The organism is Chryseobacterium sp. 22458 (genome assembly GCF_052044975.1).
Classification (GTDB): domain Bacteria; phylum Bacteroidota; class Bacteroidia; order Flavobacteriales; family Weeksellaceae; genus Chryseobacterium.
In genome coordinates this window covers 603,184-615,718 of sequence record NZ_JBQEOA010000001.1, presented here as the reverse complement: position 1 = coordinate 615,718, position 12,535 = coordinate 603,184, and the positions used below count along the sequence as shown (strand labels likewise).

Sequence of the window (12,535 nt, the reverse complement as noted above, 5' to 3'; positions counted from 1 at the left end):
GCAGATAATTTTATAGGGCAATAGAAAAAGTCAAAAGGAAACGGAATAATTGGAGGGTACCTTTAGGGAGGAAACCGTTTATGCCGTAGTCTTTTGACTGGATTAAGTAAGGGCTGAACTGTATACCTTAGCTGCCTTTTTACCGGTTTATTGAGAAAATATTTTTATCTATAATAATTTAGCATTGTCTAAAAGCACAACTGAAATTTATCCTACTAGGTTCTACACACCTTATACTGAAAATTTAAACCTACAAGAAAAGCCGCTCGTTTTTCGGTTAACATAAGGTTTTTGGAAATTGCTAATGGTAAGATCGGCCAACAACGGACATTAATATCCATAAAAAGCAAATTTCTCGTTTTACACTGTCAATAATTATACTTTAAGTCAGAATAAAAATGAATACTGTCGGTATCTCTACATACACATAAAATTCATGAAGAGAAATCACCATATAAAGACAAGAAAGGATAATTCTATTAGTAAAGAATTACCACAATCTTTATATCGGTACAATGGCATTCAAAAGCTTTCATTCGAAAAGTCAAAAAAAATACTTTTAGATTCTGGCTTCAAATTAACAGATGAGGAGGTAAAGGAAATTTCCGATATTATGCATAAGGTTGCAGAACTTATAATAAAAGAATTCATTTCTAAATAATTCATATATTGCACTGATTACTATCACTTTGAATAAAAACAGAAAGATTATGCAGATAGCAGATTTATACATAAGAGTGTCTACTGATGAACAGGCTGACAAAGGCTATTCTCAACGTGATCAGCATGAAAGATTGGAAAGATATTGTCATCAAAACCAAATTACTATTGGACAAGTAATATTCGAAGATCATTCAGCTAAGAACTTCAATCGCCCAGAGTGGACTAAATATATCAATTATATCAAAAAAAGAAATCTGAAATCCAACTTAGTTTTATTTACTAAATGGGATCGTTTTAGTAGAAACGCTGGTGATGCCTATCAAATGATAAAATTACTGTTGAGTAATAATATTTCACCTCAAGCTATAGAACAACCTTTGGATATGTCTATACCGGAAAACAAAATGATGCTTGCCATCTATTTAGCTGCACCAGAGGTAGAAAATGATCGAAGAGCACTTAATACTTTCTATGGGATGAGAAGAGCTCAAAAAGAAGGAAGACTGATGGGCACCGCGTCTTATGGTTATATTAATAAATGTACTGAAGATGGAAGAAAATATGTAGCCCTAAAAGAACCTGAGGCTTCAAATATGCGGTGGGCATTTAATGAAATTGCTAAGGGTAAATATGCGACCAACCAGATAAGACTTAAAATGAATAAGATGGAAGGCGCAAAAATTAGCAGTACTTCTTTTTACAGAGCAATAAAAAATCCGGTCTATATTGGCAAAATATATATTAAAGCATACAAAGACGAGGAGGCCTGTATTGTTGAGGCCAATCATGAAAGTTTGATATCAGAAAGCCTATTTTATAAAGTGCAGAATGTTTTAAGTGGAAAAACTTGGACTGAAAGACCCAAAGGTAAAATTATCACTGCAAATGAATTTCCACTGAGAGGCTTTTTAAAATGTCCACGATGTGGAGGACATATTTCAGGTAGCGGATCCAAAGGCAAGAAAAATGTTTATTATTACTATCACTGTAATTCTAAGTGCGGCTATAGACATAGCTCAGACAAGGTTAATTCTGCCTTTGAAAAAGAATTAGTGAAATATGATTACCATGAAAGCATAAATACGTTATTAAAAGAGATAATATTAAGCAATTTTAAATACATACAGGAAAATATTGATGGAAAGAAAAGGGAACTTTCCGAACAGATTGTTAATTTAACCAATAGGTTATCTATCGCTAGAGAAAAGTATCTCGAAGACAAATTGGATTTTGAGGATTATCAGATTATTAAAAATGAAAGTAAGAAAAAAATTGATGAGCTTGAAATGGAACTTCAGAATCAAAGGCTATCACGTAAAAATACAGATATTAGAGCAAAGCTTGACCAGGTTCTAAACATTTTGCCAAACCTTTCTCAATTGTACATTAAAGGTGATAATGAGACAAAAAATTCTATATTGTGTTCGATTTTGGCCGAAAAACTTGAATTTCAAGAAAATGATTTTCGAACACCCAAATTAAATTCCGCACTGACCCAAATATTACTGATTAACAACCAGTTACAAAGTAAAAAAAAAGAAAACAGCACTTCTAAAAATGCTGTTTCCCGCAGAGTGACCGCAGAAGGATTCGAACCCTCACTGTCGGAGCCGAAATCCGAAGTTCTATCCATTAAACTATGCAGCCGTATTCATAAATTATGAATAATTAGAAAGTGATCTTCACTCCTCCCAGAATCTGTGCACCCAGGACTTTATATCCTTTGTACGTCTGGTATTTTGAGCTCAGAAGATTATTTCCGAGTGCGAAAATACTGAAATTTTTGTGAATTTTATACTCTGCGGAAAGATTTAAATCAGCATACCCCCCAACTTTATCATTTGTGTTCTCCGTAGACTGGAAAATCATCCCCGGATTTGCCACACCTTCGATGGTATAAGAGTTTGTTGTTCTGTCACTTGCAAAGATCCCTTTGAATCCTAACAGTAGTTTTTTGTCCAGCATCGTATATTTTGCTCCAATGCTTGCATTCAGTAAAGGAACGTTATAAATATTCTCGTAATTCTTCAAATTGTACTTGGTGAACCTCAATTCCCCGTCGATGATTAAGTTTTCCAACGGGAAATATTGCACACTTCCTTTGATATCGCTTACATTTCCGTCATCATATACTGCAGAAAAAGTATTGGCGAAATTGTATGCAGAACGGTTCAGCGTATACACGTCATCAAAAATATTGTTGGCTTTGAAGAACATAATATCTCTCATCTTTCCGAAACCTGCAGAGAAGTCGTATTTGAACGTTTCATCAATATCCCCTCTCAATCCTACATAAAAATGATATCTGGTCTCTGTTGGCTTTAAATACTGGTCAGAAAGCACAAATGGATTAGCCTGTAAAAGGTCACCGTAGGTATTAAGTTTCAGACCGCCGTCTACCCCACCATAGAATTTAAATTCTTTCGCAGCAGCAAACTGGAATTCAGCCTGCGGGAACCAATAGGTTTTATTGTTTTTCAGCTGCTCAGCCATCAGGTTGTTCGAATTCTTGGCATTCAGAAAAGAGAATGAGGAACCTAACATCAAATAAGAATCTCCTTTTCTGAAAGTTACTTTCGGAGTAAGGCTGGTATTGAAGAAGTTAGCAGAATTCTTGTCTCTGATTGCAAAATCTGTCTTTACAGCTTCTAATCCTACGCCAAGGTCAGCGTTCAGATTAATACCTGATTTTCCTAATTCTACAGCATGTTTTGATAAATTAGCCAAAATGGAAACCTGATTTTCCTGGGCATCAAAATGATCTTTAAGGAATGATGATTTCACTCTTACATCATTCAGAATTTCATTGGAATAGAAATCATAATATCCGTTGACCTTAAACTGATTCACTTTCTGCTTCAGATCAACATCTGCAGAAGGTGTCATCGCATAGATCCCGTAATAGTTATAGTTATTCAGCCCATACTCAGCATTGATATTGAATTTCCCTTTCTCCCCGTAAGAATTAAGGAAAGCCCCGAACGTAGCTGAAGTTTGCTTGGAATTCCAGTCATACTCTTTTTTAAGGCCATTCGTAGAAAGCACATGTACATCTCCTCCTACTTCAAACTTATTTTCAAGGGTCTTGGAAATGTTTCCGTCAAGCAGGATCTTCCCATAGTTTCCCATTCCGAACTGAACATAATTATTCTGGGCTGTTCCGTCAAATTTCGGAGCTACATCTTCACCCTGAATGGTTGATGTTTTGAAATCTGAAACCGCAGGAACATCCGTGATCGTGTATTTCACAGGATTCTGGGACTTCTCTTCCGGCGGATAGTTCTTAATGGTTTCTACAGAAGTTTTCTTCTTCTCGATCTTCTTCACTTCCGGCTCTCTTTTTTTGTTAAGAACCAGTTTTTCCTCCTTGATCTGGGAAAACGCCACCGACGAAATTCCTAAAAATAATATGGATAATAATTGAATTTTTCTGTTCATTACTATGAGTGTATTAATATATTCATATAAAAAGTATAATAACTATTTACACGAATAGGATACTACATTTTTACTTTTTTATCTGCTTTTTAACCTCTTTTGCCTCAGCAACAATTTCCGGGAAGTCCTTATAGTTTGCAATGATCTGATCGCATGTATAACTTGCCTGGTAATTATCTTTCAGCCCTATATAGTTTTTCGCCATCAATACCAGAGCTTTTGCCCCCCAATAGTCTTCTGATGCATAATTATTGGCAAGCTTAAAGATTGTTTCATTTGAAGATTTAAAAGCTTTTCCTTTGTTCTGGTAATAAGCTTTTGCATATAATGCTTCTGCAGCTACCGATGTATTGGATGATTTTTCAAGAGAAGTATAAGCAGTCTGTGCATCTTTGTCCTTTCCTGAGTTCATCAGACTTCTTGCCTTGATCACTTTTGCCGTTTCAATTACAGCAGCAGAGTTCTTGGAATTGGCAATAACTGCATTGGCTAATTTTTCAGCTTCAGAGAAATTCTTTTCATCTGCATACAGTTTCATCAGCTCAACATTTGCATAGTTCTTAATGCTGATATTGGATGAGTTTTTGATATCCTCCAGATACTTTTTCGCTTCAGCAGTATTCCCTTGTGCAATGAAGATCTGAGCTAAACGAGTTTTTGCATCATCCTGGTAATCATTCTGAATTCCAGCAACTTCCTGAAGCACAAGTAAAGCTTTAGTTGAATTATTGGTCTGATAATAACTTTCTCCCAATTCATACTTCGCCTGGTACAATCCTTCACCTGTAGGGTTTTGTGTCAGATACTTTTCATAATAAGAAATGGCATTCTTATAATCTTTCTTCGCAAAATATTGTTTACCTGTAGACAGGTTGATTTCATCAATTTCAGAAGCATCTACATTCACTCCTACATTTCTGGCGAAAGCTTCATATCCTGAAACATCTCCGTTTTTCGTAAAGAGTGGTTTTGCTGCCTGAACGATCTTCTGGGCATATGCTGTATTTTTATACTGTTCTCCCAGAGATTTCAATTCAGAAAGTGCTTTGTCATTCTGATTCTGGTCAATATAATTCTGCGCTCTGTAGATGGATGCATTGGCGATAAGGTCTTTGTCGGAAGATTCTTTAATTACTTTTCCAAAATAATCATTGGAGTTGGCAAAATCATCCTGAGCTGCATAGGCAGTTCCTATTTCATACTGTGCATCATCGTAATATTCAGAATCCGGATATTTTGATAAAAGGTTTTTCAGATTGGTAATCTTAGCCTGGGTATCTCCTTTGAATCCTAAAGCCATTGCTTTCTGATAAACCGTATAATCTGTTGAATCTTCATTCTTGTCATAGATAGCAATCGCTTCGTTCAGATCATTATTGGCATAATGAATGTCTGCCAGTCGAAGCTCCGCATCATTTTTAAACTCAGGTTTCGGATTGGCCAGGTACTGTTTGAAATAGGTAGCAGCCTGGTCAAATTTCTTAGATTTAAAATAAGCATATCCTAAATCATACGGCAGCTGCTGTTTCTCCGGGAAACTTTCATTAAGAAGCTTTTCATAACGAACAATCGCAGACGGATAATTAGCTTTCTGATAATATACCTGTGCCAGCCAGTATAATGCTCTGCTGTTAAATTCTTTATTGATATTGAAAGCAAGACTTCTTAAGAAATACTTCTCTGCTTCATCATAATTTCCTTTGTTAAACTCTTCAGTTCCCAATAAATAAGAAACTTCCTGATCCACTTTATTGATATCAGGAGTTGAGCTCTGCAGCTTGTCAATTGCATTCAGGGTTTCTTTATAGTTTCCGGAATACAGATAAGATTTCACCAATAGCGATCTCATTTCTGAAGCATTGGCAGCATCCTGGTTGTCGTTAATATAGCTTTGAATAACCGCCGAAGGACTTTCAAACGGATTTCCGATATCGTAGCTTAACTTAGCATATTGCTCATGCGCCAGCTTTTTCACTTTCGCATCATAATCCATCTGATAAGAAGAACGGAATGCAGAAAGGGCCTCCTGTTTTTTATCCACTGCCAGATAGGCGTTCCCTAACTGATAGTAAGCATTCTGTGCCAAAGCCGAATTGCTGTTCAGAAGCTGGTTGTAATAAGAAACAGCTTCATCATATTTTTTTAACTGAGCCGCCACAAATCCCATCTCATAAAGATCATTTTCAGACGGGTTCTGCTGTACGCTCAGATAATCTTTCAAGTGTGGGTATGCAGAGGTATAATCATTTTTCATAAAATAACTCTCCCCGATGATCTTATGTACTTCTGCCTTATAAGAATCTGAAATATTTTCATTGAGCAAAGCATTTCCTTCAGAGATGGCCTTATCATAATTCTTATCGTTATAGTACATCTGCACATAATAAGGACGAACCAGCTTAGAGAACTTATCCTGATCTTTTACAGAATCAAAATACTGGAAAGCTTTATCATTCTGCCTGTTGCTGTAATACAAATGCCCCAGCATGTAGGCAATATCTCCTTTCTGGGACTGATCAGCTGTTTTATAAGCCTCTTCCAGTGCATCCGTTGCTCCTTTAGAATCACCGGTCATGAATTTGGCATAGCCCAGCTTCAGGATATACTGGGTATTCTCTTCTTTTGAAAGCTGATACTGATTGACTTTTTTTAAAGTTTCCAATGCTTTGTCAAAATCTTTCTTAGCCAGATAATAATCTGCCAGCGGTAAATTGGCCTGGGCAAAATAAGCAGAATTCGGATATTCTTTCATGAAAGCCGTCAACCCTTCTTCAGCATGATTTTTCTGAAGGATAACCCCTATCACATTATCAAAAAACTGCGCCGCCTCCTTTTTCGAACGGGACAAATTCTGGTTGTAGAAATATTGTCTTGCGTATTCGTATTGGGAGGCGTTGTATATCTTGGTCTGGTAAAGATTTTCAGCTAGATTGAATCTGTAATTTTCTTTCTGTGTAAAATATTGGGACTGTTGAGCCTCGGAGATTCCGAAATAGATGACTGCAGCCGCTAAAAGTATTTTTTTTGATTTCATTCTTCCCGATATAAGAAAATTAGTCTAAATAAGTTAACGAAAATATTAAAAACTTATTGTTTAAGCAAGTTTTAACAGATTTAATGCCTGGAAATTAAAGATCTCACAACAATAAAAAGATTTCACTGTCACATGATAAAATTTCTTACTTTAGTCTGATAAAATGTAAACAATTTTAGAAAACAGTTATCAAAAATATATTTTGAACTGATTCTTTTTGAACAGCAGCTAAAAACATACCATAAACACCCTATTCCATGAAATTTAAGATACTTTTAGCATTAATTTTTGTAAACCTGATACAGGCTCAAAAATTTTATTTCCCCCAAACAGCTGTAACTGATTCACTTATTCTGGAAAAACAGATGCCGGCACTGGCCTCACAAGTGATTCCTCTTCTGCAGTCGGAGAAATATAAGCCCAAAAATGATGTAGATTTTTCTGATGCTCTTTTCCGTTTACAGATCGTGGCGAAAGATTATAAAAAATCTCTGACCACCCTTGCTGAAAACCGTAATCAGTTTGCAGATCATAATATGGGGGACTACAGATTCCTGGGTTATGAACTGTACACCATGGCAAAACAGGCTGAAGCAGATCGAAAGATCTCTTTTTCCCAAGCGCTTCAGGCAGTATTTAACAGAAAATATGAGAGTCTTCCGGATAAACTGATCCCCAGAATAGGTCTTGCCGTTGACGGAAATGTAAGCGAATCAAGAAAGCAACTGAAAAAAGCACTGGAAAAGCAAAAAGGAAAAGACAGTATTGATTACAGATCAGCCATGGCTTTATGCAGAAGCTATTTAAACCATAAAACCTATTCAGGCATCAAACCTCAGGTAATGCAGCTGCTGGCCTCAAAAGATCAGGAAAAATTCATTATTGAGAAAAAAGATCTTAAAACAAAAAATGGAAATACCCTGACCATCACCATTGTCAGAAAAAAAGAGAATAAGTCTCCTCTTCCCGTTATTTTTACCAATAATATCTATGCAGGACTCATCGATGATTTTTTTGGAAAAAGAGCTGCAGTCTATAATTATGTGGGAGCGGTAGTCAATACCCGGGGGAAGAGAAACAGCAATGATGAAAACAACCCTTTTGAACATGAATCACAGGATATCTATGAGGTAATAGATTGGGTAAGCAAACAGCCTTGGAGCAATGGTAAAGTGGGAATGATCGGTGGAAGTTACCTAGGGTTCAGCCAATGGGCGGCCGTAAAAAAACTTCATCCGGCACTAAAAACAATCGTACCCCAAGTTGCCGTAGGAATCGGGATTGATTATCCGGCTCGGAATAGTATTTTCATGAGCTATATGCTTCAGTGGATTCAATATGTCACTAATAATAAATTTACCGATGAAGCCGACTTTGCCAATTCCGTAAAATGGGACTCCATTAATACAAAATGGTATAAAAGCGGTAAAGCATTCAGGGCTTTGGATACGATAAGCGGCAAGCCAAGCAAAATATTCCAGCGGTGGCTGGATCATCCGGGCTATGACTCGTACTGGCAGAAAATGGTTCCTTATAAAAAGGATTTTTCTAAAATCAATATTCCTATCTTAACAACAACCGGGTATTATGATGCTGATCAGATAGGCGCTTTGTATTATTTTAAAAAGCATCATCAATATAATAAAAATGCAAACCATTATCTGGTGATAGGCCCTTATAACCACGGAGGAGCACAAAATTTCGGGTATACTTACCTGAACGGCACCCCTATTGATCCTGTGGCCAGGATAAGTATTGATGATCTTGCTTTTTCCTGGTTTGATTATATTCTTAAGGATGGCAAAAAACCTGATATTTTAAAAGATAAAATCAATTTCCAGGTCATGAATACCAATACATGGAAACATGTTTCCGATCTGGAAAAGATGCATACCTCAACTCTTAAATTTTATCTTCAGGACCGTAAAAATTCCGCATCAGCATTCAATAAACCTGATATCAAGAGCTTTACAAAACAAACTGTTGATTTAAAAAACAGAGAAGAGAAGGATATCTATTATAAAATCAGCAAAAAAGACAGTATAAAAATGAACAGCTCCCTTGCTTTTGAAAGCGAAGTTCTGGATAAAGATATGATCATCAGTGGAAATCTTGCAGGAGTTTTTAATGTTTCCATCAACAAAAAAGATTTTGATACCGATACTTCGTTATACCAGATCCAGCCGGATGGGAAGCCATTTCTGCTGTCAACTCATATGATAAGGGCAAGCTATGCAAAGAACAATGAGGTGCGCCAGCTTCTTAAGCCTGGTATGATGGAGCAAATTCCGGTTAATAATTCGTTTTTCATCAGTAAAAAGGTAGAAAAAGGAAGTAAACTTCTGCTATTGGTTGGGGTCAATAAAAATCCTAACTGGCAGATCAACTACGGAACCGGAAAAGATGTAAGTGATGAAACGGTAAAGGATGCAGGGGAACCACTGGAAATAAATTGGTATAATGACAGCTATGTGGAAATACCTGTTTATAAAGATTAAACCCATTTGAGCCGTTATTTTTACTTAAATGTTCTTAACGACTGTTAACATCAAAATAAAAAATCATTACATTTGCTTTTTTTCAAATCAAATATAGTTATTGAATGAGTCAACTTTTTAGAAGAAAAATCTATTCGGATACAGATACTTCGACGGGACTTTTAAGGGTCTTAGGTGTATGGGACATCGTATTTTTTGGTATTGCGGCCATTATTGGAGCTGGGAGTTTCAGCAGTTTGGGAGAAGCCGTTTTCAGAGGTGGCCCCGGTGTTATCCTTCTATATTTGATTTGCGGTTTTGCCTGTGGTTTTACAGCATTATGCTACGCTGAATTTGCCAGCAGAATTCCCACGGCAGGTTCCGCTTATACTTATGCCTACGCCAGTTTTGGAGAATTAATTGCCTGGATCATCGGATGGGCCCTGATCATGGAATATTCTTTCGGAAACATTTATGTAGCCTTCTCATGGTCTGATTATTTCACCAGTTTTCTGGGGCGTCTCGGAATGCATATCCCTGATTATCTGACATGCAGCTATACAGAAGCCAGAAAAGCTGTTCAATACGGCTCTGAAAATAAAGAATTGCTGAATGCATGGAATACGGCCCCACTGATCGGAAGCTTAAAGTTTATTGTTGATATCCCGGCTTTGGTCATCAACGGCCTGATAACATGGCTTTGTTATGTGGGAGTGAAAGAAAGTAAAAATTTCAACAACTCTCTCGTAATCCTGAAGCTTGGTGTGATCATCCTGGTTATTCTGGTAGGTTTTGCCTATATCAATACAGACAACTGGACGCCGGTAAGTCCTGCGACAGGAGTACCGTCTTTTATGCCAAATGGTTTTGCAGGGGTAATGAGTGCTGTTTCAGGAGTGTTTTTTGCCTATATCGGCTTTGATGCACTAAGTGTACTTTCTGAGGAAACAAAAGATCCGCAGAAGACATTACCGAAAGGGATGATTATCTCCCTTGTTTTATGTACAGTGATTTATATTGCTCTTACTTTGGTGCTGACCGGAATGGTAGATTATAAAAAGTTTGACGGTGTAGGAGATCCTCTTTCTTTCATATTTGAAAAGACCAATGCCAATGTAGCGTGGATGGAACTGATTGTTTCTTTTGTAGCTATTGTTGCCATTACTACCGTATTGCTGGTTTTCCAGATGGGACAGCCAAGAATCTGGTACGCCATGAGCCGTGACGGGCTGATGCCACAACGATTTCAGAAGATACATCCTAAATACAAGACACCTTCTTACGCAACGATTGTTACCGGAATTGTAGTAGGAATTCCAATCTTATTTACGGATAAAACATTCATCCTTGACTTTACCAGCATCGGGACAATTTTCGCATTTGTACTGGTATGTGCGGGAGTGCTTGTTCTGCCTGCCAAAGAAAAAATAAAAGGCAGATTTCACCTTCCTTATGTGAATGGAAAGATTATTTTCCCTGTTATTTTTATAGGAGGCTTAATTGCATTTTATTACTGGCAGCCGGAGTTTTTCCAAACTCTGATGGACTGGTCAGATCCTAAAGAGGGTGAATTCAGAGCATCTATCTTCTTCTTTATCCTGATCAACCTGATTATGTGTATTGTAGCATTTGTGAAAAATCTTTCGTTAATCCCATTGATCGGTTTAAGCTCATGTTTATATCTTCTTACCGGAATGAGCCATGAAAACTGGTTCTGGTTCGGAATGTGGTTCCTGATCGGAATGGTCATTTACTTCTGCTACGGATATAAAAACAGTAAGCTTGGAAAAGAATTAAACAGCAAATAAATAAAAATAGCTAAGCAGCAAAACTGCGGAAAGGCAAAATAACAAAAAGGTTACTCTGTAAAGAGGCTGATTTGTTGTTTTGCCTTTTTCTTTTTTGCGTCAAATTCAACTTTTTAAATCCGGACAATAATATCTTCAGTTTTTGAGACGGGTATAAAAAATCGGCAGAATTATTGCTATAACACCATTATAATCAATAAACTAAACCGCCATGTCTGAAAGAATCAAAACATACAGGGAGTTTTATCAGTTTTATCTTACCGAGCACAGTAAAACAGGAACCCGGATTTTCCATTTTATCGGAACCCTGCTCGTATTTTTCGTTATAGGATATGTTATCAGCTCAGGAAAAGAAAGGTTTTTATGGTATATTCCTATTTTCGGATACGGGTTTGCCTGGTTCAGCCATGCCGTGATTGAAAGGAATAAACCGGCGACTTTCAAGTATCCTTTATGGTCTTTAATTTCAGATTTCAGACTGTTTTTTGAATTACTGACCGGTAAGCAAAAGTTTAAAGAAACTATTCCTCATAATCAATCTGCAGAGGAATAAAATTGCCACGGACATACAAATCTTTTTTTAATTTGCATGTCCGTGGCAATTTATTTTCTCGTCAATCAGACTCTTCAAACATCTGAGAAGGTCAACTTCTTTCTAATACTGTTTTTCAAGAACATCATAATGGATCATATTCAGTACCTTTTCAAGCTTTGGGTCTTTATCTTTCACCGGTGTTGGAATATAGCTTGAAAAAGTCATCGTATTATCTTTATTAAAAGAAACCATAACCTCTTCAATAATGGTATCCTTACCTATATAAAACTGAATTCTGTTGTCAACAATTTTCCAGAGACTGAGTCTCGGCTCAGACGGCAGACAATTTCCCGTACCTCCTTCAATATAGTTGTAGATGGCAAACCCATCGTCTCTTAATGTATAATTTCTCATTAAAAGGCAGTTGTCAAAATCTTTTTTTACCCTCGTTTTATTTTCATAAGATCCTGATTCTTTAAGCTTCCAAAATCCTGTAATATCTTCTTTCTTCAGTTTTTGCGCACTCAAAAGAGTGGAAAAAGCCAAAAGAAAAGCAGTGAAACCTATTTTTATCATCATT

Annotated in this window: 7 protein-coding genes, 1 tRNA gene and 1 pseudogene; 5 read left to right on the top strand and 4 right to left on the bottom strand. The window is 36.7% G+C overall.

Annotated elements, in window-relative coordinates:
* Positions 1-436: 436 nt before the first annotated feature.
* Both ACTJJF_RS02655 and ACTJJF_RS02650 read left to right on the top strand, forming a co-directional pair.
* Positions 437-661: a hypothetical protein gene (locus ACTJJF_RS02655; protein ID WP_440698590.1), complete on the top strand. Its 225-nt coding sequence runs from the start codon at positions 437-439 to the stop codon at positions 659-661.
* 49 nt (positions 662-710) lie between these two features.
* Positions 711-1,691: pseudogene (locus ACTJJF_RS02650) on the top strand (recombinase family protein); the annotation flags it as partial.
* Positions 1,692-2,238: 547 nt separating this feature from the next.
* Here ACTJJF_RS02650 and ACTJJF_RS02645 read toward each other — a convergent pair.
* The 3 genes from ACTJJF_RS02645 to ACTJJF_RS02635 form a co-directional block, all read right to left on the bottom strand.
* Positions 2,239-2,310 (bottom strand) — tRNA-Arg (locus ACTJJF_RS02645).
* Positions 2,311-2,331: 21 nt separating this feature from the next.
* Complete coding sequence (locus ACTJJF_RS02640) at positions 2,332-4,101, bottom strand: TonB-dependent receptor (RefSeq protein WP_440698589.1); 1,770 nt, start codon at positions 4,099-4,101, stop codon at positions 2,332-2,334.
* A 70-nt stretch (positions 4,102-4,171) separates the two neighbouring features.
* On the bottom strand, positions 4,172-7,135 hold the full coding sequence (locus ACTJJF_RS02635) for a tetratricopeptide repeat protein (RefSeq protein ID WP_440698588.1): 2,964 nt from the start codon (positions 7,133-7,135) through the stop codon (positions 4,172-4,174).
* Positions 7,136-7,392: 257 nt separating this feature from the next.
* Between ACTJJF_RS02635 and ACTJJF_RS02630 the strand changes: the two genes are divergently transcribed.
* From ACTJJF_RS02630 to ACTJJF_RS02620, 3 genes are all read left to right on the top strand, one after another.
* Positions 7,393-9,633: a CocE/NonD family hydrolase gene (locus ACTJJF_RS02630; protein WP_440698587.1), complete on the top strand. Its 2,241-nt coding sequence runs from the start codon at positions 7,393-7,395 to the stop codon at positions 9,631-9,633.
* Between the two features lie 104 nt (positions 9,634-9,737).
* Positions 9,738-11,420, top strand: a complete 1,683-nt coding sequence (locus ACTJJF_RS02625) for an APC family permease (protein WP_440698586.1) — start codon at positions 9,738-9,740, stop codon at positions 11,418-11,420.
* A 211-nt stretch (positions 11,421-11,631) separates the two neighbouring features.
* Complete coding sequence (locus ACTJJF_RS02620; RefSeq protein ID WP_312300842.1) at positions 11,632-11,973, top strand: DUF962 domain-containing protein; 342 nt, start codon at positions 11,632-11,634, stop codon at positions 11,971-11,973.
* Between the two features lie 102 nt (positions 11,974-12,075).
* On the opposite strand, the gene ACTJJF_RS02615 is transcribed toward ACTJJF_RS02620, so the two are convergent.
* Entirely contained in the window at positions 12,076-12,534 is a 459-nt protein-coding gene (locus ACTJJF_RS02615; RefSeq protein WP_312300844.1) for a lipocalin family protein, read from the bottom strand.
* Position 12,535 lies beyond the last annotated feature (1 nt).